The 22,136-nt window shown below is 67.7% G+C and carries 22 protein-coding genes; 12 read left to right on the top strand and 10 right to left on the bottom strand.

Going from position 1 to position 22,136, the window contains the following annotated elements; all coding sequences use genetic code 11:
* From ASF63_RS16575 to ASF63_RS16590, 4 genes are all read left to right on the top strand, one after another.
* The gene (locus ASF63_RS16575) at positions 1 to 1,443 is read left to right on the top strand and encodes an aldehyde dehydrogenase family protein (protein WP_056516642.1); all 1,443 of its coding nucleotides are present in this window, start codon (positions 1 to 3) and stop codon (positions 1,441 to 1,443) included.
* Positions 1,440 to 2,291 carry an aldehyde dehydrogenase family protein gene (locus ASF63_RS16580; protein ID WP_056516645.1) on the top strand — a complete coding sequence of 284 codons (852 nt, stop codon included), beginning with the start codon at positions 1,440 to 1,442 and terminating at the stop codon, positions 2,289 to 2,291. The genes ASF63_RS16575 and ASF63_RS16580 overlap by 4 nt, the downstream gene beginning before the upstream one ends.
* A 161-nt stretch (positions 2,292 to 2,452) precedes the next feature.
* A complete protein-coding gene (gene clpX / locus ASF63_RS16585) occupies positions 2,453 to 3,721 on the top strand; it encodes an ATP-dependent Clp protease ATP-binding subunit ClpX (protein WP_056516648.1) in 1,269 nt (422 codons plus the stop codon).
* Positions 3,718 to 4,254 (top strand): NUDIX hydrolase, encoded by a 537-nt coding sequence (locus ASF63_RS16590; protein ID WP_056516652.1) that lies wholly within the window; start codon positions 3,718 to 3,720, stop codon positions 4,252 to 4,254. The genes clpX and ASF63_RS16590 overlap by 4 nt, the downstream gene beginning before the upstream one ends.
* A 26-nt stretch (positions 4,255 to 4,280) precedes the next feature.
* On the opposite strand, the gene ASF63_RS16595 is transcribed toward ASF63_RS16590, so the two are convergent.
* Both ASF63_RS16595 and ASF63_RS16600 read right to left on the bottom strand, forming a co-directional pair.
* Complete coding sequence (locus tag ASF63_RS16595) at positions 4,281 to 6,332, bottom strand: M3 family metallopeptidase (protein ID WP_056516655.1); 2,052 nt, start codon at positions 6,330 to 6,332, stop codon at positions 4,281 to 4,283.
* Positions 6,329 to 7,237 (bottom strand): LysR family transcriptional regulator, encoded by a 909-nt coding sequence (locus ASF63_RS16600; RefSeq protein ID WP_056516658.1) that lies wholly within the window; start codon positions 7,235 to 7,237, stop codon positions 6,329 to 6,331. Before ASF63_RS16600 ends, ASF63_RS16595 begins: the two co-directional genes overlap by 4 nt.
* An 81-nt stretch (positions 7,238 to 7,318) precedes the next feature.
* Between ASF63_RS16600 and tdh the strand changes: the two genes are divergently transcribed.
* The 4 genes from tdh (at position 7,319) to ASF63_RS16620 (ending at position 10,451) form a co-directional block, all read left to right on the top strand.
* On the top strand, positions 7,319 to 8,362 hold the full coding sequence (gene tdh / locus ASF63_RS16605; RefSeq protein ID WP_056516660.1) for an L-threonine 3-dehydrogenase: 1,044 nt from the start codon (positions 7,319 to 7,321) through the stop codon (positions 8,360 to 8,362).
* Positions 8,362 to 9,540 (top strand): glycine C-acetyltransferase, encoded by a 1,179-nt coding sequence (locus ASF63_RS16610; protein ID WP_056516663.1) that lies wholly within the window; start codon positions 8,362 to 8,364, stop codon positions 9,538 to 9,540. The genes tdh and ASF63_RS16610 overlap by 1 nt, the downstream gene beginning before the upstream one ends.
* 72 nt (positions 9,541 to 9,612) lie before the next feature.
* Positions 9,613 to 10,236, top strand: a complete 624-nt coding sequence (locus ASF63_RS16615; RefSeq protein WP_056516666.1) for an ArsR/SmtB family transcription factor — start codon at positions 9,613 to 9,615, stop codon at positions 10,234 to 10,236.
* Positions 10,233 to 10,451 (top strand): hypothetical protein, encoded by a 219-nt coding sequence (locus ASF63_RS16620; protein WP_056516668.1) that lies wholly within the window; start codon positions 10,233 to 10,235, stop codon positions 10,449 to 10,451. The genes ASF63_RS16615 and ASF63_RS16620 overlap by 4 nt, the downstream gene beginning before the upstream one ends.
* 67 nt (positions 10,452 to 10,518) lie before the next feature.
* Here the strand turns inward: ASF63_RS16620 and ASF63_RS16625 are convergent, their stop codons facing one another.
* The 8 genes from ASF63_RS16625 to ASF63_RS19240 form a co-directional block, all read right to left on the bottom strand.
* Positions 10,519 to 10,734 carry a hypothetical protein gene (locus ASF63_RS16625; RefSeq protein ID WP_056516671.1) on the bottom strand — a complete coding sequence of 72 codons (216 nt, stop codon included), beginning with the start codon at positions 10,732 to 10,734 and terminating at the stop codon, positions 10,519 to 10,521.
* Positions 10,734 to 13,328, bottom strand: coding sequence for a valine--tRNA ligase (gene valS / locus ASF63_RS16630; protein WP_056516674.1), 2,595 nt, complete (start codon positions 13,326 to 13,328; stop codon positions 10,734 to 10,736). Before valS ends, ASF63_RS16625 begins: the two co-directional genes overlap by 1 nt.
* 97 nt (positions 13,329 to 13,425) lie before the next feature.
* Complete coding sequence (locus ASF63_RS16635) at positions 13,426 to 13,899, bottom strand: hypothetical protein (RefSeq protein ID WP_157534416.1); 474 nt, start codon at positions 13,897 to 13,899, stop codon at positions 13,426 to 13,428.
* Positions 13,892 to 14,365 carry a hypothetical protein gene (locus ASF63_RS16640; protein WP_056516680.1) on the bottom strand — a complete coding sequence of 158 codons (474 nt, stop codon included), beginning with the start codon at positions 14,363 to 14,365 and terminating at the stop codon, positions 13,892 to 13,894. Before ASF63_RS16640 ends, ASF63_RS16635 begins: the two co-directional genes overlap by 8 nt.
* A gap of 1 nt (position 14,366) precedes the next feature.
* On the bottom strand, positions 14,367 to 15,938 hold the full coding sequence (locus ASF63_RS16645) for a hypothetical protein (protein ID WP_056516683.1): 1,572 nt from the start codon (positions 15,936 to 15,938) through the stop codon (positions 14,367 to 14,369).
* Positions 15,935 to 16,258: a hypothetical protein gene (locus tag ASF63_RS16650; protein ID WP_056516685.1), complete on the bottom strand. Its 324-nt coding sequence runs from the start codon at positions 16,256 to 16,258 to the stop codon at positions 15,935 to 15,937. Before ASF63_RS16650 ends, ASF63_RS16645 begins: the two co-directional genes overlap by 4 nt.
* A gap of 43 nt (positions 16,259 to 16,301) precedes the next feature.
* Positions 16,302 to 16,595 (bottom strand): WXG100 family type VII secretion target, encoded by a 294-nt coding sequence (locus ASF63_RS16655; protein ID WP_056516690.1) that lies wholly within the window; start codon positions 16,593 to 16,595, stop codon positions 16,302 to 16,304.
* Positions 16,595 to 17,002 (bottom strand): YbaB/EbfC family nucleoid-associated protein, encoded by a 408-nt coding sequence (locus tag ASF63_RS19240; RefSeq protein ID WP_056307144.1) that lies wholly within the window; start codon positions 17,000 to 17,002, stop codon positions 16,595 to 16,597. The genes ASF63_RS16655 and ASF63_RS19240 overlap by 1 nt, the downstream gene beginning before the upstream one ends.
* Positions 17,003 to 17,159: 157 nt before the next feature.
* Here ASF63_RS19240 and ASF63_RS16665 point away from each other — a divergent pair, with 157 nt between their 5' ends.
* The 4 genes from ASF63_RS16665 to ASF63_RS16680 all read left to right on the top strand — a co-directional run bounded on the left by ASF63_RS16665 (position 17,160) and on the right by ASF63_RS16680 (position 22,129).
* Positions 17,160 to 18,770, top strand: a complete 1,611-nt coding sequence (locus ASF63_RS16665; RefSeq protein WP_056516694.1) for an ABC transporter substrate-binding protein — start codon at positions 17,160 to 17,162, stop codon at positions 18,768 to 18,770.
* Positions 18,771 to 18,873: 103 nt separating this feature from the next.
* Positions 18,874 to 19,815, top strand: coding sequence for an ABC transporter permease (locus ASF63_RS16670; RefSeq protein ID WP_056516696.1), 942 nt, complete (start codon positions 18,874 to 18,876; stop codon positions 19,813 to 19,815).
* Entirely contained in the window at positions 19,812 to 20,624 is an 813-nt protein-coding gene (locus ASF63_RS16675) for an ABC transporter permease (RefSeq protein ID WP_056516698.1), read from the top strand. Before ASF63_RS16670 ends, ASF63_RS16675 begins: the two co-directional genes overlap by 4 nt.
* Complete coding sequence (locus ASF63_RS16680; RefSeq protein WP_056516701.1) at positions 20,621 to 22,129, top strand: ATP-binding cassette domain-containing protein; 1,509 nt, start codon at positions 20,621 to 20,623, stop codon at positions 22,127 to 22,129. The genes ASF63_RS16675 and ASF63_RS16680 overlap by 4 nt, the downstream gene beginning before the upstream one ends.
* Positions 22,130 to 22,136 lie beyond the last annotated feature (7 nt).

Consider the following 22,136-nt stretch of genomic DNA (forward strand, 5'->3'; position numbering starts at 1 on the left):
ATGTCATTCCTGGAATACGCTCCGGCACCGGAGTCGAAGTCAGTCCTCAACCTCAAGGACAGCTACGGCCTGTTCATCGACGGCGAGTTCGTCGACGGCTCGGGCCCGAGCTTCACCACCATCTCGCCCTCCGACGAGACCCGCATCGCCGAGATCGCGTCCGCGAGCGATGAGGACATCGATCGAGCGGTCGCCGCCGCCCGCCGCGCATACGACAAGACCTGGTCGAAGATGAGCGGTCGCGATCGGGGCAAGTACCTGTTCCGCATCGCCCGCCTCGTGCAGGAGCGCGCTCGTGAGCTCGCCGTCGCCGAGAGCCTCGACAACGGCAAGCCGATCAAGGAGAGCCGCGACGTCGACGTGCCCCTGGTCGCATCCTGGTTCTTCTACTACGCGGGCTGGGCCGACAAGCTCGACCACGCAGGGCTCGGAGCGAACCCGCGCGCGCTCGGCGTCGCCGGGCAGATCATCCCCTGGAACTTCCCGCTGCTGATGCTCGCGTGGAAGCTCGCCCCCGCCCTTGCCGCCGGGAACACCGTCGTGCTCAAGCCCGCGGAGACCACGCCGCTCACGGCGCTGATCTTCGCGGAGATCCTGCAGCAGGCCGATCTTCCGGCGGGTGTGGTCAACATCGTGACGGGTGCGGGCGCGACCGGCGCCTCTCTCGTGCGCCACCCGGATGTCGACAAGGTGGCCTTCACCGGCTCGACCGGAGTCGGCCGCGACATCGCCCGTGCTGTCGCCGGAACGAACAAGAAGCTCACGCTCGAGCTCGGAGGCAAGGCCGCGAACATCGTGTTCGACGACGCGCCCATCGACCAGGCCGTCGAAGGAATCGTCAACGGCATCTTCTTCAACCAGGGGCACGTGTGCTGCGCCGGAAGCCGATTGCTCGTGCAGGAGTCGATCCATGACGAGGTCATCGATCGCCTGAAGAACCGCCTCTCGACCCTGCGTCTGGGTGACCCGCTCGACAAGAACACCGACATCGGCGCGATCAACTCGGCCGCGCAGCTCGCCCGTATTCGCGAGCTCAGCGACATCGGCGAGGCCGAGGGCGCGGAGCGCTGGACGGCGGACTGCGCGATCCCCGACAAGGGATTCTGGTTCGCGCCGACGATCTTCACCGGAGTCGAGGCTTCGCATCGCATCGCCCGTGACGAGGTCTTCGGTCCCGTCCTGTCGGTCCTCACGTTCCGCACGCCCGCTGAGGCCATCGCGAAGGCGAACAACACGCCGTACGGTCTCTCCGCGGGTATCTGGTCGGACAAGGGCTCCCGCATCCTGGCGGTCGCTGACCGGCTCCGCGCCGGCGTCATCTGGGCCAACACGTTCAACCGTTTCGACCCGTCGAGCCCGTTCGGCGGTTACAAGGAGTCCGGATACGGGCGTGAGGGTGGACGTCAGGGCCTCACCGCGTACCTGAAGGGGGCCGCAGCATGAGCAAGCGAATGACCGTTCCAAAGACGTACAAGCTGGCCATCGGCGGCACGTTCCCCCGCAGCGAGTCGGGTCGTACCTACGAGGTGCTGTCGGCGAAGGGGGCGTTCCTGGCGAACGCCGCTCAGGGCTCCCGCAAGGATGCCCGCGATGCCGTCGTCGCCGCCCGCGCAGCCGTCAAGGGCTGGTCGGGAGCGACCGCCTACAACCGCGGACAGGTGCTCTATCGTGTCGCCGAGGTGCTCGAGGGCCGCCGGGCGCAGTTCATCGACGAGATCACCGCACAGGAGGGGGCTTCGGCCTCCGCCGCAGCCGCGCAGGTGGACGAAGCGATCGACCTCTGGGTCTGGTACGCGGGCTGGTGCGACAAGTACGCACAGGTCGCGGGCAACGCGAACCCCGTGTCAGGGCCGTACTTCAACATCTCGGTGCCCGAGCCGACCGGCGTCGTCGCGATCGTGGCACCCCAGGATTCCGCTCTCCTCGGGCTGGTCTCGGTGGTCGCCCCCGCTCTCGTGGCGGGCAACACGGTCGTCGTGATCGCGAGCGAGCGGCATCCGCTCTCCGCCGTCAGCCTCGCCGAGGTGCTCGCGACGAGCGACGTGCCGGGGGGAGTGGTGAACGTCCTCACCGGGTCGCCGGCCGAGATGGCACCGTGGCTCGCCTCGCACCAGGACGTCAACGCCCTCGATCTGGCCGGTGCAGGCGATCTCGAGTGGATCGACATGCAGATCGCCGCGGCCGACACGCTGAAGCGCGTCCTCGCTCCGGGTGAGGTGGTGGCTTCGCCCGAGCGCATCGGCGCCTTCACCGAGGTCAAGACGGTCTGGCACACCAAGAGCATGGTCTGAGCTGACCTGGAAGGCCCGTCCCGCGCGTCGCTCGGGGCGGGCCTTTCGCGTGCGAGTCGATACGGACTCGAGATGTCCTCCGCCGCGCCAATGCGTCCCGGTGTCGGATGCAGCGGTTAGGCTCAGTAGACGATCTCTGGATCCCCCCTAGGAGGACGCGCATGGCCCGTATCGGTGAAAGCGCTGACCTGTTCAAGTGCTCGTTCTGCGGAAAGAGTCAGAAGCAGGTGCAGCAGCTCATCGCTGGCCCCGGTGTGTACATCTGCGACGAGTGCGTCGAGCTGTGCAACGAGATCATCGAGGAGCGGATGGCGGAGTCCTCCGCCGAGGGCGGTGCAGACTTCGAGCTGCCGAAGCCCCGCGAGATCTTCTCCTTCCTCGAGGAGTACGTCGTCGGTCAGGAGCCCGCGAAGAAGGCACTCGCCGTCGCGGTCTACAACCACTACAAGCGCATCCGTGCACACGGCACGCTCCAGACGGCCGAGCAGAAGGCCGAGAGCATCGAGATCGCCAAGAGCAACATCCTGCTCATCGGCCCGACGGGCTGCGGAAAGACTTATCTGGCGCAGACGCTCGCGAAGCGCCTCAACGTGCCGTTCGCGGTCGCCGACGCCACCGCGCTGACCGAGGCCGGCTATGTCGGCGAGGACGTCGAGAACATCCTGCTGAAGCTCATCCAGGCGGCGGATTACGACGTCAAGCGCGCCGAGCAGGGCATCATCTACATCGACGAGGTCGACAAGATCGCCCGCAAGGCCGAGAACCCGTCGATCACCCGCGACGTGTCGGGCGAGGGCGTGCAGCAGGCGCTGCTCAAGATCATCGAGGGCACCGTCGCATCCGTGCCGCCGCAGGGCGGGCGCAAGCACCCCCACCAGGAGTTCCTGCAGATCGACACGTCGAACGTGCTGTTCATCGTCGCCGGCGCATTCGCCGGGCTCGAGGACATCGTCTCGGCGCGCGTCGGCAAGCACGGCATCGGCTTCGGCGCCCCGCTGCACGACAAGGGCAAGGATCTCGATCTGTTCAGCGAGGTGCTTCCCGAGGACCTGCACAAGTTCGGTCTGATCCCCGAGTTCATCGGCCGACTGCCCGTGGTCACCTCGGTGTCGCCGCTCGATCAGAATGCCCTGATCGACATCCTCACCGGTCCCCGCAACGCGCTCGTCAAGCAGTACCAGCGCATGTTCGAGCTCGACGGCGTGCAGCTCGAGTTCGAAGAAGACGCGCTGCGGTCGATCGCCGACCTCGCGGTCGAGCGCAAGACCGGTGCACGCGGACTCCGAGCGATCCTCGAAGACGTGCTCGGTCCGATCATGTTCGAGATCCCCTCCGCTGAAGACGTCGCCAAGGTCATCGTGACCCGCGCGGCCGTCGATGAGGGTGCACCTCCCACGATCGTGATGGAGCGCAAGCGCAAGAGCGCGTGAGCCCGGCGCCCGTGCCCTGGCGGGTCATCGACAGCGAGACCGTCGTCGCCGACCGCTGGATCCGTGTGCGCGCGGACGACTGCCGTGATGCGGAAGATCGTCGGATCGCGCCCTATTACGTGCTCGAGTACGGGGACTGGATCTCACTGCTCGCGCTGGATGCCGACGGCGACGCGATCATCGTCGAGGAGTACCGCCACGGAGCGGGGATCATCGCGATGGGGACGATCGGAGGCGGCGTCGAACCCGGCGAAGCCCCGATCGGGACAGCGGCCCGGGAGCTCCGCGAGGAGACGGGCTACGAGCCGGGTGAGATCGTCGAGCTCGGATCCACCTGGGCGAACTTCGGCAACCACACCAACCGCGTGCATCACTTCCTCGCCCGCGACTGCGTCCGCGTCGCCGAGCAGGAGCTCGACGACAGTGAGGCGATCGCCGTGCATGTGGTGTCTCTCGACGGTCTCGGCGAGCACCTCGCTCAGAGTTATCACCAGCTCACCTGGTACAAGGCGATGGAACTGCTCGACCGCTGAGACGAGGGGGCCCCCGACGATCCTCCTCAGGTATCGAGCCCGCGACGCTTCAGCAGAGGGGCGATCTCGGCGTCGCGGCCACGGAAGTCGCGGTACGCGACGAGAGGGTCCTTCGATCCGCCGACCCCGAGGAGGCGCGCGCGGAACCTATCGCCGTTCTCGCGCGTGAGCCCGCCGTTCTCTCGGAACCAGTCGACGGTGTCGGCGTCGAGCACCTCGCTCCAGATGTAGGAGTAGTACCCGGCGCTGTATCCGCCCGAGAACACGTGCGCGAAGTAGGTCGACGAATAGCGAGTCGGCACCACCGGGTCATCGAGACCGATGTCGGCGAGCGCCGCGCTCTCGAACGAGGAGACGTCGGCGATCTCCCCGTCGGGCCCGACTCGGTGCCAGGCCTGGTCGAGCCAGGCGGCCGCGAGGTACTCGCTGGTGTCGTGCCCCTGGTTGAAGGTCTCTGTCGCGCGCAGGCGCTCGACGATCGCCGGGTCGAGTGCCTCACCGGTCTCATGGTGACGCGCGTAGTTGTCGAGCACCTCGGGCCAGAGGATCCACATCTCGTTCACCTGGCTGGGGAACTCGACGAAGTCGCGGAAGACGTTCGTGCCCGCGAAGTGCGGATACGTCACCACGGCGAAAAGTCCGTGCAGGGCGTGCCCGAACTCATGGAAGAGCGTGGTGACCTCATCGAGGGTCAGCAGGGTCGGCTCCCCGTCGCCGGGAAGCGGCACGTTGAGGTTGTTGACCACGACCGGCAGCGTGCCGCGGAGGTGCGACTGGCTCACGATGGGGTTCATCCATGCGCCGCCACGCTTCGAGTCGCGCGTGTAGAGATCGAGCACGTACAGTCCGAGGGCGGTGCCGTCGGCGTTGTGCACCTCGAACACGCGTGCGCCCGGGTGGTAGGCCACCAGGTCGTGCCGTTCGGTGAAGGTGACGCCGTAGAGCTGGGTGGCGGCGAAGAACACGCCGTCCTGCAGCACCCGCTCGGCTTCGAACCACGGTCGGAGCGCGCTCGTGTCGATGTCGTAGCGCGCGGTGCGCACCTTCTCGGTGTAGAAGGCCCAATCGTGCGCCTCGACGGGGAAGGGCGCGCTCTCGGTCTCGTCGACGATCGCCTGCAAGGCCTCCCGCTCCGCACGGGCGTTGCGCGCGGCCGGGGCGGCGAGCTCACGCAGCATCCGCTCGACCGCCTCGGGAGTCCCTGCCGTCTCGTCGGCCGTGACGTATGCCGCGTGCGATGCGTAGCCGAGCAGTTCCGCACGCTCTGCGCGAAGTCGCACGATCTCTCGCAGCACCGGCCGGTTGTCGTTCCCGTTGTCGCGTGATGCCCGGACGCGGGATGCGTCCATGATCCGTCGCCGCGCCTCGCGATCACGCAGCTGCGCGAGATATGGGTGCCCCGTGAACAGGGGCAGCGAGATCAGGAACCTGCCGTCGAGACCGCGCTCCTGGGCCGAGCGCGAGGCGGCGGAGAGCTCTCCCGCACTGAGACCGGCGAGCTCCTCGGCGGAGTCGAACACGACGGCCAGGTCGTTGGTGTCGTTCAGCAGGTTGCGTTCGAACGTGTTGTTGAGCGTCGAGAGCTGCTGGTTGAGCAGAGTGAGCCGCTCCTTTGAGGCGTCATCGAGGGCGGCGCCCGCGTGGGTCATCTCACGGTGGTGCCGCTCGACGAGATATCGCTGCTCGTCGTCGAGGTCGAGTTCAGCGAGCTGTGCGTGCACCTGCTGCACGCGCCAGTACAGGGCACCGTCGAGGGTGATCGCATCCTGATGCGCTGCCATCAGGGGAGCGAGGTGCTCGTCGATCTCCTGGATCTCGGGCGTCGCATCAGCCGAGGTCACCGTGTAGAACGCGTGCGCGACTCTGTCGAGCAGGTCGCCGGAGCGCTCGAGCGCGTCGATCGTATTCTCGAAGGTGGGCATCGAGCGCACCATCGTGATCCGCGAGATCTCGCGGAGGTGCTCATCGAATGCGGCCTGGAAGGCGGGAAGGTAGTGCTCGGGCCTGATCGCGGCGAAGTCAGGAAGACCGTAAGGGAGAGTGGACGGCTGGAGCAGCGGGTTCGAGGCGTCGGTCATCCTCTGAGCCTAGCCATCACCCGCTGGAGGGCCTCGACGACGAGGCGGACGGACTGCCGTCTCAGGTTCTCGGGGCGGGCGAGCACATCGATCATCCGGTGGGTGCTGACTCCTCGCAGCGGGAGGCGGACGATGTCACGATCGTCGACCGTGCGGGTCGTGTAGCGGGGCAGCATCCCCAGCACTCCGCCAGCGGCGACGACGGCGGCGATCGCCCCGTAGTCGTTGATCCGGTGGCGGATCTCGACGGGGCGACCGGCCACGGCGGACACCGCGCGCAGCACGTCGTCGGGGGAGTAGCCGACACGGCTCGTGACCCACGGGCTGTCGACCACGTCGAAGGGTGTCACCTGGCCACGCGCGGCAAGGGGGTGGGATGCCGAGACGGCGACGTCGAGCGGCTCCCGCACGAGCGCAAGGCTGCGCACCCCGTCGGTGGGCCAGGGAGGAGAGTGCTCCATGCGATGGGCGAGCACGAGGTCGTAGCGGGCGGTGAGAGCCGGAAAATCGCTCTGAGCCACATCCTCGTCTGTGAGCTGCACGGTCGGCGGCGCATCCGCGGCGTCGAGCTCTCGGATCAGCGAGCCGAACAGCGCCTGTCCCACGCTGTGGAATCCGCTGACCGTGACGATGCCGGTGCTGTCGCCTTCGAAGTCGTCCACCGCGCTGCGCGCTGCGGCCATGGCATCGATCGCGTCGGCGCCGGCCGTGGCGAGCACTTCGCCTGCGGCGGTCAGCGCCAGGCGGCGCCCGTCTCTGCGCGTGAGCGGCGTGCGAAAGCTCCGCTGCAGCGCAGCGAGGTGCTGCGATACGGCCGAAGGCGTGACGTGCAGGTTCTCGGCGACGGCGGCGACGCTGCCCAGCGCGCCGAGCTCTCTGAGGATCTGCAGCTGATGGAGTTCCATGCTCACAGATTAGCGATCGCTACATCATTGATGCAGAAGTTCGAGATTGCTCTACATCGATAGTCGCGATGGGATCGAAGTATGAAGGCACTGTTCAAAGCGGAACGCGCAGCCGGTCTCGAGCTCGTCGATCGTCCTGAGCCCACAGCGGCGGCTGACGAGGTGGTGATCCGCGTTCTGCGCACGGGGATCTGCGGCACCGACCTCCACATCCGTCGCTGGGACGAGTGGGCCGCGTCCGCGATCGAGGCTCCGCTCATCCCCGGCCACGAGTTCTACGGTGAGGTCGTCGAAGTCGGGCCGCTCGTGCATGACATCGCGGTGGGCGACCGCGTCTCCGGCGAGGGGCACATCGTCTGCGGCACGTGCCGCAACTGCCGGGCGGGGCGTCGGCAGATGTGCATCCGCACGGTCGGCCTCGGGCTGCAGCGAGACGGCGCCTTCGCCGAGTTCCTCGCCCTGCCGGCTGCCAACGTCTGGGTGCATCACGCCGACGTCGCACCGGAGCTCGGCGCGATCTTCGACCCGCTCGGAAACGCCGTGCACACGGCGCTCACCTTCCCGCTCGTCGGCGAGGACGTGCTCGTGACGGGGTGCGGGCCGATCGGTCTGATGGCGATCGCCGTCGCCCGGCATGCCGGAGCCCGCTTCATCGCGGCGACGGACGTGAGTGCTCCCCGTCTCGAGATGGCGCGTCTGATGGGCGCCGACGAGGTCGTCGACGTCTCGGTCCGCGACATCCGTGATGCACAGCACTGCCTCGGATTGCGGGAGGGATTCGACATCGGGTTCGAGATGAGCGGTGCGGCGACGGCGCTTCCCGCCATGATCGACAACATGAACCACGGTGGTCGGATCGCGATGCTCGGACTGCCCAGCACCGGGTTCGACATCGACTGGGGCAAGCTCGTCACCCACATGCTCACGATCAAGGGCATCTACGGACGCGAGATGTTCGAGACATGGAACGCGATGGGGGCGATGCTGCAGACCAGCGCGACTCTGCGCGACTCGATCGGACGGGTGATCGCCGATGTGATCCCCGCCAGGGATTGGGAACAGGGTTTCGCCGCGGCAGAGTCCGCGGGAACGGGAAAGATCATCCTCGATTGGACGGAGCTGTGATGTACGGGACATTCCGGAAGCATGTGGCGGACGAACTCGACGGCATCGAGGCTGCGGGCCTCACGAAGCACGAACGCGGCATCCGCGGGCCGCAGAGCGCCGAGATCACGGCGGACGGTGCGGAGGTGCTCAACTTCTGCGCCAACAACTATCTGGGGCTCGCGGACGACCCGCGAATCCTCGAGTCCGCGACCACAGCGCTGCAGGAGTGGGGCTACGGGCTCGCCAGCGTCCGCTTCATCTGCGGCACCCAGGAGCAGCACCTGGAGCTGGAGCGCCGACTCGCGGGGTTCCTCGGAACGGACGATGCGATCCTGTACTCCTCGTGCTTCGACGCCAACGGGGGAGTGTTCGAGACGCTGTTCGGTGCCGAGGATGCGATCATCTCGGACGAGCTCAACCACGCGTCGATCATCGACGGGATCCGTCTCTCCAAGGCTCGTCGACTGCGGTATCGAAACCGCGACATGGCGGATCTCGAGGCGCAGCTGCAGGCGGCATCCGATGCTCGTTTCCGGGTGGTCGTCACGGACGGCGTCTTCTCGATGGACGGCTACATCGCACCCCTCGCCGAGATCTGCGACCTGGCCGAGCGCTACGACGCCCTCGTGTTCGTCGACGATTCGCACGCGGTCGGATTCGTGGGAGAGAACGGCCGGGGCACACCGGAGCTCTGCGGGGTCGCGGATCGGGTGGACATCTACACGGGCACGTTCGGCAAGGCCCTCGGTGGAGCATCCGGTGGCTACGTCGCCTCGCACGCCGACATCGTCGCTCTGCTGCGTCAGCGCTCGCGCCCGTATCTGTTCTCGAACACGCTCGCGCCCGCGATCGTGGCAGGAACCCTGACCGCTCTCGACCTGGTCGAGGGTTCGGCCGATCTCCGAGCGCGTCTGCGCGACAACGCCGCCCTGTTCCGCGAGCGGATGACGGCGGAGGGGTTCGATCTGCTGCCGGGGGAGCATCCGATCGTCCCGGTCATGTTCGGCGACGCGGCTCTCACGGCGCGAATCGCGACGGAGATGCAGGCGCAGGGCATCTATGTGACCGCGTTCAGCTTTCCCGTCGTTCCCCGCGGACGGGCGCGGATCCGCGTGCAGCTGTCGGCGGCGCATACGGCCGGGCAGGTCGAGAGATGCGTGGCCGCCTTCGTCGCCGCGCGAGCCGTCGTGAGCTGACGGTGGTGTGGCAAAGACTTCTTTGCAAAAGAATGCTTGCAAAGAAGTCTTTGCAAGAGTATCTTTGCATGCATGGCAGACGAAGAGCAGTTGCGACGACTCGATTCCGGGGCGCTCAAGGCCCTGGCTCACCCGCTGCGTGTGCGGATCTTCGATCTGCTCAGCGCACATGGGCCGCAGACGGCGAGTTCGCTCGCATCGATGCTGGGGGAGACCTCCGGGTCCACCAGCTACCATCTGCGCACTCTCTCGGCACATGACCTGATCCACGAGGTCGAGGGGCGGGGCACAGCGCGCGAGCGCTGGTGGGAGCTGCCCGAGGGGCGCATCGACATCCCCGGTCCGAGCCAGAGCATGTCGCCCGCGAACCGGGCAGCGGCGCAGATCGTGTCGTCGGAGTTCTTCCGCCTGCGGCACGAGACCCTGATGTCCTACGTCAACCGGCCGGACACCGAGGTGCCGGCGGGCTGGAAGGACGCGGGCCTGATCGCCACGACCCTCCTCGAGATGACCCCCTCGCAGATGGAGGATCTCAAGGACGAGCTCATGGGAGTCATCGAGAGTGCCGTAGGTCGATATCGCGGCCAGACCGGGCCAGACGTGCGCCGGGTGTCGATGCGCACCGAGCTCTTCGACCTTCCGGCGACCGGGCCGGTGCTCTCCGATGCCGCTGACTCGAACGAGGAGGAATCATGACCAGCGCGACCATCCGCCTCGTCGCACCGACACAGGCCGAGCGGCAGCTCCTCGGCCTCGCCGATCTCCTCACGGGATTCGTCGAGCGACGCATCACTCGTCGGGCCCAGAAGCGAGCCCTCGCGCTCGACCTCCTGCGGGAGCAGCAGACCAGGCGACAGGACCCCCGCGCGGTCGAGCACATGCTCGCGCAGATCGGGCTCCCTCGGCGCTGAGACGTTCCGATGACAGCGAAGCCCCCTGCCGCAGGCGCGGACAGGGGGCTTCGTCGTCAGAGCTCGGTCAGTCGTCGAACGGGCGGGCGATCACGTCACCGGAGCCGGTCTGAACGACCTCCCAGCCCGCATCGAGCTCGGCGGTCGCGCGGCCCTCGAGCCAGGTGAGCGTCCAGTGCCCGGTGAGACCGCGCGATTCGACCTCGGAGATCGCCGGCCGGAGCGCGGCGGGAACGGATGCCGGCGGCTCGGAGCCGGTGGCCCATCGCGTGCCCAGCTGCATCAGGCGCCCTCGACCGGGGCGAGCTCGATCGCGGTGACCGCGAACTCGTCCGCCTCGGTGAACTCGAGGTCGGCGATGCGCCCGACTGCTCGGAGATCGTCGGCCGCGGCGCGGAGCGCCTCGAGCTTGGCGGCAGGGGCGGCTATCGCCGCACGTGACACCGGGGTCTTCTGCGACGCCTTCGCCTCGGTCTTGGCGCGGCGAATGCCGATCAGGGCCTCGCTCGCCGCCGACAGCACAGCCGTGTCGCCCTCGATGCCGAGTGCCTCCGGCCAGGCCGCGGTGTGCACCGAGCCCTCTTCGAACCACGACCACACCTCCTCGGTCGCGAACGAGACGATCGGTGCGAGCAGGCGCAGCAGCGTAGACAGCGCCAGGCGCAGCGCGAGCGCGGCGGATGCCTGACCCACGTCGTTCTGGTTGTACGCGCGCTCCTTGACGAGCTCGAGGTAGTCGTCGCAGAAGGTCCAGAAGAACGCCTCGGTGACTTCGAGCGCCTTCGCCTGGTCGTAGTTCTCGAACGCCCTGGTGGCCTCTGCGATCACGGCGTCGAGCCCGGTGAGCATCGAGGCGTCGAGCGCATGCGTCACCTGCGCGCCCTCGGGCACGGGGAACGACAGCACGAACTTCGCGGCGTTCAGCACCTTGATCGCCAGGCGGCGACCGATCTTGACCTGCGTCGGGTTCTGCGGGTCGAAGGCGGCATCCATGCCCAGGCGGCTGGAGGCGGCCCAGTAGCGCACCGCATCCGATCCGTGGGTCTCGAGGATGTCCGCCGGCGTCACGACGTTGCCCTTCGACTTCGACATCTTCTTGCGGTCGGGGTCGACGATGAAGCCCGAGATCGCGGCGTTGCGCCACGGCGAACGGCCGTCTTCGAGGGTCGAACGCAGCATGGTCGAGAAGAGCCAGGTGCGAATGATGTCCTGACCCTGCGGGCGCAGGTCGAACGGGGCCGTGAGGTTCCACAGCTCCTCATCGCGCTGCCATCCGCCGGCCAGCTGCGGGGTCAGGGACGACGTGGCCCAGGTGTCGAGGATGTCGGCCTCGGCCTCGAATCCACCGGCCACTCCACGCTGATCCTCGGTGTATCCCGCAGGTACGTCGGTCGTCGGGTCGATGGGCAGGGACGCGTGGTCCGGAGCGAGCACGCGGTCGTAGTCGCGATCGCCGTTCTCGTCGAGTCCGTACCAGAGCGGGATCGGCACGCCGAAGAAACGCTGACGCGACACGAGCCAGTCGCCGGTCAGGCCGCCGACCCAGTTCTCGTAGCGCACGCGCATGAACTCCGGGTGCCAGGCGAGTTCGGTTCCGTGCGCGAGCAGCTCGTCGCGGAGCTTCGCGTCACGGGCGCCGTTGCGGATGTACCACTGCCGCGTCGACACGATCTCGAGTGGACGGTCGCCCTTCTCGAAGAACTTCACCGCGTGATTGAAGGGCTTGCCGACCGCGGTCATGTCGCCGGTCTCCTGAAGCTTCTCGACGATCGCCTTGCGGGCCGAGAACACGGTCTTGCCGGCGAGCTCGGCCGTGTACCAGTCGATGGCCTCGGGGCTCGCCACGATCGACGGGGCAGTGGGCAGGAAGCGCCCGTCCAGGCCGATGGTCGTCATGTTCGGCAGGTCGCCGCCGGTGGTGGTGCGCAGCTCCCGCCACCAGATGATGTCGGTCACGTCGCCGAAGGTGCAGACCATAGCCGCACCCGTTCCCTTGTCGGGTTGCGCGAGGTGGTGTCCGTGGACCTCGATCTCGGCGCCGAAGAAGGGCGTCCGCACCTTCGTGCCGATCAGGTGCTTGTGCGGGCCCTCGGGGTGCGTCACGATCGCGACGCAGGCGGGGAGCAGCTCCGGGCGGGTGGTCTCGATCGTGATCGACCCCGAACCGTCTGCGAAGGGGAAGTCGATGGTGTGGTAGGCGGCCTGCTGATCGCGGTCCTCGAGCTCCGCCTGGGCGATGGCCGAGCGGAAGTCGATGTCCCACAGGGTCGGAGCGAGCGACTGATAGGCCTCGCCGCGCTCGAGGTTGCGCAGGAACGCGAGCTGGCTCTGACGGATCGTGTCGTCGGAGATCGTGCGGTACGTCTGGGTCCAGTCGACGCTGAGGCCCAGCTGGCGGAACAGGGCCTCGAACTGCTTCTCATCCTCGATGGTCAGGCGCTCGCACAGCTCGATGAAGTTGCGGCGGCTGATCGGCACCTGATCGGCGGCGCGGCTGGACTTGTTGTCCCCACCCTCGAACGGCGGGGTGAAGTCTGTCTGGTACGGGAGCGTCGGATCGCAGCGCACGCCGTAGTAGTTCTGCACGCGGCGCTCGGTGGGCAGTCCGTTGTCGTCCCAGCCCATCGGGTAGAACACGTTCTTGCCGCGCATGCGCTCGAACCGCGCCTTGACGTCGGTGTGCGTGTACGAGAACACGTGACCGATGTGCAGACTGCCGGATGCCGTGGGCGGGGGAGTGTCGATCGAGTACACGCCCTCGCGGCCGGACTGCGCGGCGCGGAGCCGATCGAACAGGTAGGTGCCCTGCTCGGACCACGACTCACCCCACTTCGCTTCGAGGCCTTCGAGCACGGGCTTGTCGGGAATCACGGACATGGAGGTCTCCTCGAGCGATGTATGCGGCACTGTGTGAGCGTGCCTGAGTGTGGGTTGTGCCCCACAGTCTAATCGCCGCGAACGTGTGGGGAATCCCTCACTCGCCCCAGACGGCCTCGATGATCGTGCGCGCATCGTCGGAGTCGAGGAGCAGCGTGGTCTCGGACGATCCGAAGAGCTCCAGGTCGGGGCTCACCTGCACCGCGATCTGTTCGAGATCGATGAAGTCGCCGTCGGCGTTCTGCACAGACATCCGAATCTCGTCGGTCGGCAGGTCGTTCTCGGCCAGGATCACGCGCAGGAAGGCCGCAAGGTCGTTCTCGTCGATGGTCTCTCTGTCGACGTCGATGCCGACGTCGAGGTAGAAGGTGAAACCGTCGAGGCCCTTGGCGGCGAACGAGTCGGTCACGCCCCGACCGGACTCGGCAAGCGCTGCGGGGATCGTCTCGGCGAAGTCGCCGTCGGCGAGCTCCTTCGTGATGACCCCGCACCCCGCGAGCGCCATTCCCACTGCGGCGATCACACCGATTCCGAGGACGCGCAACCGGCGTGACGTAGAGCGATCACTCACCCCAGACCGCCTCGACGATCGCCGCGGCCTGGTCGTTCGTGACCTGGATGTCTCCATAGGTGCTCGACGAGATCTTCAGATCGGGCGAGATGCTCTGGACCAGCGCCTCGAGGTCGACGGATTCCTCGTCGCTTCCGTTGACGCCGAGGTCGATCTCGTCGCTGGGTACGTCGTTGTTCTCGAGAATGATCCGGAGGATTCTCGCGAGGTCGTCGGCCGAGGCGTCGTCGTGGTCGAGATCGACTCCCACGCTCAGGTAGAAGGTGAAGCCGGAGATCGTCTTCTCGGCATAGGAGTCGGTGATGCCGATGTCGGACGCCGCCAGGGCAGCGGGGATCGTCTCGGCGAAGTCCCCCTCGGAGAGCTCCTTCGTGACGGCGCCGCACCCGCTCAGCGCGACCATCGCTGCGCCGAGGGCGAGGACCGCGACTCCACGAACGAGTCGAGTGACGCCGGTGGTGCTCATGTCAGCGTTCCACTCCCTGATAGACCTGGTGATCGACGACCGTACCACCGAGACCCGCGAGATCCCAGGGATCCGTGCCGTTGTTCGCGGCGTGGTATCCGCTCTCCCAGTCGCCGACGGAGTCTGCGTAGAGCGCGTTGTTGTGCGCGCTGAATCCGTGTGATCCCGGAGGGTCCGGAAGGGTGATCTGGTGGATGTTCGGCGGGAGCACGGTCACGGGGGTGTTCGGGATGTCGATCGGCGACTGGCCGGGCAGCCCCGGTACGCCGACGAGGCTCCCATCCAGCATCGGCACGACGTCCGTCGCGTGCTGGAACGCGTAGACCGGCACGTTCGGCGGCACGTGGAAGTTGTCGACGGGCGAGCCGTTGGTCACGACCCCGATCGGGTTGTACGGGAAGGACGAGTCCGCAGCGAGGTTCGCCGCCATGATGCCCCCCTGACTGAAGCCGGTCAGAACGACATCTGATCCTGCGGGGATGCCCGCCTGCTGCATCGCGTCCAGCACCGCGCGCTCGTACTGTGTGCGGAAGAGCGGATTGTCGAGCATCAGAGCGAGGTTGTTGTCACGGTCGTTCATCGCGCCCGCGGGGCCTCCGACCTCCCACGCCTGCGTCGAGGGCAGCGACACGACCCAGTGGGTCGATCCGTCGGGTGCGACGACCTGCTTGATGTCGATGGCGGTCGAATTCTCGCCGCCCATCGAATCGGTCGTGCCGTTGACCGAGACGAGGTCCGACAGGGAGTCGAGGGAGGTCACCCCGTGAGCGTCCTTCCAGGCCTCGAGCTGATCGTCGGTGAGCGTCGACGGATCGATCTCGTTCACGCGCGCGTCATCGGTCAGGAAGTCGTGCAGGACGTTGCCGAACACCAACCCGAGCGGTCCACCGGTGAGCGCTCCGACCAGAGGCAGCATGTCCACGAGCAGGTCGCGGAGCGTCGCCAGTGCATCCCCGATGAGAGGGACCAGCTTGTACAGCAGCTGAGCGAGTGAGACGACGGCGCCCGTGAGGCTCTTCACCAGAGCGCCTGCCGAGGTGATGAAGTCGGCGGCGGACGATGCGAAGCGTTTGATGTCGTCGATCTTCTTCAACGGGTTGAGGCTGAAGCTGAAGAGGTCATCGGCGAACCTGCTGAGGCTCCCGAGGAAGTCGCAGATCAGAACCCTCGTTGACTCGATGATCTGGCTGACCAGCCGCACGGCGCTCGCGGTGGCCCCGGTCCACTGCGCGGCGTCCTCGGCGACGGACAGCAGGTCGCCGTAGCGGGCCCGAAGCGCGCGGACCGTCCGTCCGTCCATGTCTGCGAGTTTCGGCTCGGCGTCCCGCAGGGTCTCGACGACCCGGCGGAGGGACTTCTCGGCGTCCTCCCATCGCGAAGCGAATCCGCCGACCGTCCCCGGGTCGCCGAGGAGGTCGTCGAACCACTCGCGCAGCGGGGCGATGTACTGCATCAGCATCCCTGCGAAACCCGGGATGCTCGCGCAGTCCGCCTGCGATGCACTGGGCCCGGGCGCCCCGGCGGCCCAGGATCCGGAGCGCACCTGGCCGCTGATGCCAGCGATCGCGCTCACAGCTCGCCCTCGATCGTGCCGAACGCCTTGACGGCGCCGTCCTCGATCTCGCCGAACGCATCGACGATGCCTTTGAGCCCTGTGCCGGTCGCGTCGGCGAGCTCGGTGGCCGCCGTGAGCGTGGACTCGGATGCATCGGCGAGCGCGTCGATGGCGGGGCCGAGCAGCGGGCCGCACATCGCTCCGAAGGCCGACTGCCCGACGCCTCCCGCCGCTGTCTTCGCTGCGGTTCCGAGGAGCTCGGCGGCGGTGGTGAGTGATTTCACGTGTGCGCGAAGCTCATCTTCGTCGATGATGATCTGCTGATTGGCTGCGGTCATCGTGATCGGTTCCCCCCGATTGTGTGTCTTGTGTGATCCGGCGTCAGCTGCCGCCGAGGACGCGCTGGCCGGCCAGATCCGCGTCCGAGTACTGGGTTGCGAGCTCTCCTAGGGCGTCGGAGATCGCGACGATGAGAGCGGTGCGTTCGCGCATGAGTCCGTCGAACCTGCTCTGCGCCGAGTCGAACGCGAGCTGCGCCTCGCCCGACCACGATCGACGCAGGATCCCCGCGTGGGCGGTGAGCTCCTCGAGAGCGGCGTCGATGCTTCGCGAGGCGACGCTGATCGCCTTCGCCGCCTTCGCCACCTGCGCCGGATTGACCTCGATGACGCCCATCAGCGGTACTCGATCGTGCTGCCGCCTGCCTGCGGGAAGGCGGTGTCGATGTCGTTGCGCACGGCCGCGACGAGCGGCGAACTCTCGCCGAGAGTCAGGCTCATCGATGCGAGCACCTGCTCTGCGGCCGCACGCTGCGCCTTCGCGATCGTCGCGGTGATGAGTCCGCCGAGTGCCGCGGCGTCAGTCGCAGTGCTGATCGACGACAGCTGCACCGACTCGATCCCGCCTGTGGGGCGCGCGGTGACCGTGACGCGACCGTCCGCAGACGAGACCGTAGCCGTGGTCTCAGCCACTTCATCCTCGAGCTTCGCCGACTCCGCGGCCAGGTCCTGCGCGTGGGCGATCTGGGCATCGATCTTCGCGTTCAGCGCGGCGATCGTGTCCGAAAGTTCCTCGGTTGACACTGCTACCCCCTCCTCCGGTGTCCTCGCAGTATATGAGGAGCGAGTGAAGTGGTGAAGGCCGCGGCGCCCCCGTGTCACCGAGGACGTCCTAGAATTGGATCGAGTCCAATAACTGATGCATCCGCGTCGTCTCCCGCATTCCCTCCCGAGGAACAGCATGCCCATCTCCTTCCTGCGCCGCGCGATCCCGCTCGCTGCCACCGTCGCCGTGAGCGCTCTCATGCTCAGCTCCTGCGCCGCTCCCTCCTCCGAGTCCGACGGCGGGGAGCTCGTCTGGTCGATCGAGGGTGCGAACCTCTCGGCCGGTCACATGGACCCGCAGGTGAGTCAGCTCGACGTCTCGGGCATGGTGCAGCGCGCCGTGCTCGACTCTCTCGTGTTCCAGGAGGATGACGGCTCGTTCACCCCGTGGCTCGCGAAGGAGTGGACCGTCTCGGACGACAGCACCGAGTACACCTTCGTCCTCCGCGACGACGTGACCTTCACCGACGGCGAACCCTTCGACGCCGAGGCGGTCAAGGCGAACTTCGACCGGATCGTCGATCCGGAGACGGAATCGGCCCAGGCGGCGTCGATGCTCGGAGCCGACTTCTACGAGGGAACGGAGGTCGTCGACGAGCACACCGTGACGGTGAGCTTCACCCAGCCGTACGCGCCGTTCCTGCAGGCGGCCAGCACCCCGCAGCTCGGGTTCTATTCTCCTGCCGTGCTCGAGGAGTCCGCAGATCAGCTGAAAGCCGGAGGGCCCGACGTCACGGTCGGCACCGGTCCGTTCGTGCTCACCGAGTACACGCCTGACCAGGAGCTCGTGTACACCCGTAACGACGACTACGCCTGGGGCCCGCACGGCGAAGAAGCGCCGAAGGTCGAGACGCTGCGCGTCGAGATCCAGCCGGAGGGGTCCGTGCGCACCGGGGTTGTGCAGAGCGGCGAGGCTGATCTCGCGAGCAACATCCCGCCGAACCTCGCCGGAGATCTCGGCGACGGCATCACCGTCGACTCGATCGAATACCCCGGCCTGCCCTACTCGCTGTATCTCAACGAGAAGTACGGGGTCTTCGCAGACGAGAAGGTCCGCCAGGCGTTCGCCCGGGGCATCGACGTCGATGCGGCGGTCGATGAGATCTTCTTCGGACAGTTCCCGCGGGCGTGGAGCGTGCTCGGGTCGACGACCCCCGGCTACGACTCCTCGCTCGAGGACAGCTGGCCGTTCGACGCCGCCGCGGCGAGCGCACTGCTCGATGAGGCCGGTTGGACGGAGCGCGACAGCGATGGCATCCGCATGAAGGACGGTCAGCGTCTGTCGGCGCGGTGGATCGCCTGGACGCCGGTGCCGGACGACCGCGCGGCTCTGGCGAACGCAATCCAGTCGGACCTCAAGGGGATCGGCTTCGAGGTCGTGCGCGAGGTGCTGGAACCGGGTGCCTACAACGAGCAGTACGGTCCGAAGACGTTCGACCTCACCGACTGGGGCTTCTCGGGCGTCGACCCGGACTTCCTGCGTGCGCACCTGCACACGGACGGATTCCAGAACGCCTCGCAGGTCACGGATCCCGAGATCGACGCCCTGCTCGATCAGGCCGTCGGGTCCAGCGACCAGGACCAGCGCAACAGCATCTACACGCAGCTGCAGGAATGGAACGCGGAGTACACGGCGATCGTGCCGCTGTACAGTCCGTCTGCCATCACCGCCGTCGGCGAGCGCGTGAGCGGTCTGGACTACGACCTGTACGGACGCCCGCTGTTCTTCGACGTGAGCGTCGGCTGACGCCTGGGTCGTCGAGCCACCTCCGGTATATCGCTGCGGTATCGTTCGTGAGCGAGCGCCGCGTACCGGAGGATGCTCAGGAACTGTCGAGAGGGCGCGAACGGTGAAGGCAGCGCTCCTCCGCATCGCCGGTCTCGCAGCATCCGTCGTGATCGTGCTCTGGGGTGCGGCGACGTTGGTCTTCCTGGCGTTCCGCATCATTCCGGGCGATCCGGTGTCGGTGATGCTCGGGCCGCAGGCGCAGGTGAGCGAAGCGGTGAAAGACGGCATCCGCGCAGAGCTCGGCCTCGATCGGCCCCCGCTCGAGCAGTATCTGACCTTCATCGGTCAGCTCGCCCGGGGAGACCTGGGGGAGTCGTACCAGCTGCGGATGCCGGTGGCCGAGGTCATCGGTCGTCAGCTCGGGGCGACTCTGCAGCTCTCAGCGCTGGCGCTCGTGATCGCGGTGCTGCTCGCGCTGGCCGTCGCCCTGCTGGTGCGCGGTCAGGCAGGGCGAGCGGTCGCCGCGGGCATCGAACTCGTCATCCTGTCGTCGCCGGTGTTCTGGATCGGCCTGATCCTGCTCAGCGTCTTCGCGTTCGGCCTCGGATGGTTCCCGGTCTCGGGCGCACGCAATCCGGCGACGATCGTGCTGCCGGCCATCACCCTCGCGCTGCCGGTCGCTGCACTTCTCAGCCAGGTCCTGCGCGACGGACTCATGCAGGCCGAGCGGATGCCGTTCGCCGAGACCGTCAGGGCCCGAGGCGCGAGCCCGTCGTGGTTCACGCTGCGTCACGGGCTGAGGCATGGCGCCGCGAATGCGGTGACCCTGGCCGCGTATCTGACGGGATCGGTGCTCGGCGGAGCCGTGCTCGTCGAGACCGTGTTCGCCCGCGCAGGCCTCGGGCGGGTCACCCTCGCGGCCATCACCAACCGCGATCTGCCCGTGATCACGGGGATCATCCTGCTCAGCGCCGTCGTGTTCGTGATCGTGAACCTCGTGATCGAGCTCCTGCACCCGCTCATCGATCCACGTCTTCGCACGGAACGCGGGGGTGTGCGATGAAGCGCGCCCAGGTCGTTCTGCTCTGGTGCGCGGTGGCCGTGCTGCTGGTGCTCGCGTTCGCCGCGGCCTTCCCCGGAGTCCTCGCGACGCACGACCCGCTCCAGACCGATGTGCGCGCGTCGCTGCTTCCGCCGAGTGCCGAGCACCTGTTCGGCACCGATCAGAGCGGCCGCGACGTGTACTCGCGGGTGGTGCACGGGGCCGGGCGCTCGATCGGAATCGGTCTGCTCGCTACCGGCATCGCGCTCGCCGCAGGATTGCTCATCGGCGCGCTCGCAGGACTCGCCCCGCGGGGAGTCGACGCAGCGCTCATGCGCGTCAACGACGTGCTCATGGCCTTCCCCGAGTTCCTGGTCGCACTGGTCGTCGTGGCGGTGCTCGGGCCAGGGCCGGTCAACATCGCGATCGCGGTGACGCTCGCGGCCGTCCCCGTCTACATCCGTCTCGCCCGTGTGCAGACCCGCACGCTCCGCACTGCCGAGCACGTCGAGGCCGCACGCATCCTCGGGGTTCCTCCCGTACCCGCGTTCGTCCGGCACGTGGTGCCGGGGGTGCTCGGCTCGTTGAGCGTGCTCGCGACGATCGGCATCGGATCGAGCATCCTCGCCGCGGCCGGACTCAGCTTCCTCGGCCTCGGTCCCTCGGAGCCGACGCCCGAGTGGGGACTCATGCTCGCGGGAGGACGCAATGTGCTGGGGCAGGCCTGGTGGATCGCCGTCTTCCCCGGCATCGCGATCACCGTGACCGTGATCGCAGCGACCATCGTCGGCCGGGTCCTGCGTGCCAGAGCAGAGGGGCGGACATCATGACCGCTGCGCTGGAGATGACAGGGCTGCACATCGACTTCGGCGGGGTGCCCGTGGTCGACGGGGTGTCGTTCACCGTGTCGCCTGGTGAGTGCGTCGCGATCGTGGGCGAGTCGGGGGCGGGCAAGTCGCTCACCGCCCGGGCGCTGCTCGGACTCACGCCCGCAGACGCCCGCGTGCGCTTCGATCGGCTCGTCGTCGACGGGACGGATGTCGCGCGATTCGGAGGGCGGCGCTGGCGGTCGCTCCGCGGCGCCGGCATCGCGCTCGTCTCGCAGGATGCTCTCGTGTCGCTCGATCCGCTGCAGCGAGTGGGATCGGAGATCGCTGAGCCTCTGCGTCTCCATGGTCTCGTCTCCGGGCGAGCGGCGCTGCGCGAGAGGGTTCAGGACCTCCTGCACCGGGTGTGGATGCCGGATGCCGCCCGCCGCGCGCGGCAGTATCCGCACGAGCTCTCCGGAGGGCTACGGCAGCGAGCGCTGATCGCCTCGGCCATCGCGGCGGAACCGGCGATACTCGTCGCTGACGAGCCGACCACGGCTCTCGATGCGACGGTGCAGGCGCGGATCCTCGGACTGCTCCGCGACATCGCGGATGCCGGCACCGCGATCGTGTTCATCAGCCACGACTTCGCGGCCGTCCGTCGGATCGCCGATCGCGTGCTGGTCATGCGCGACGGCGCGGTGGTCGAGTCCGGGACGGTGGCGGAGGTGCTCGAGGCGCCCCAGCACGAGTACACCCGGCAGCTGATCGCCGCGACCATCCACGAGCCCAGGGTGACTTCGGCCGAGGACGCCTCGCCCGTGCTCGTCGCGACCGGCGCGACCAGGACTTTCGGCGAGATCGCAGCGGTGAGTGATGCGTCGTTCGCCGTGTACGAGGGACGCACGCTCGGGATCGTCGGGGAGTCGGGCTCGGGCAAGACGACGCTCGCGCGGATGATCGTCGGCGTCGACCAACCGGATGACGGAGGCCTGCGCTGGATCGGAGAGCACCGCGTGCAGCTGGTGCATCAGAACCCCCTCGGCGCGTTCGACCCTCGGTGGACGATCGGACGCTCACTGAGGGAGGCGCTCGCCGCAGGAGGCGTGCCTCGCACGCTGCGTGCCCGACGTGTGGCCGAGCTTCTGGCCGAGGTCGACCTCGACCCCGTGCTGGCGAGCCGTCGGCCAGCCGCGCTGTCGGGCGGGCAGCGTCAGCGCGCGGCCATCGCGCGGGCGCTGGCGGCCGAGCCCGAGGTGCTGGTCCTGGACGAGCCGGTCTCAGCTCTGGATCCGTCCGTGCGCGAACGCGTGCTCCAGCTGTTGCTCCGACTGCAACGGGAGCGTCGGCTGACCATGATCTTCGTCTCCCATGATCTCGACGTCGTCGGAGCGGTCGCCGACGACGTGCTCGTGATGCAGGACGGCGTCATCGTCGAGCAGGGCGCGATCGCCGACGTGTTCGCATCGCCGCAGCATCCGTTCACACAGGAGCTGCTCGAGGCGAACCGGCCCGCCAGTCCCTGACTGAACG

The sequence above is a fragment of the Microbacterium sp. Leaf320 genome (genome assembly GCF_001423485.1).
Taxonomy (GTDB): domain Bacteria; phylum Actinomycetota; class Actinomycetes; order Actinomycetales; family Microbacteriaceae; genus Microbacterium.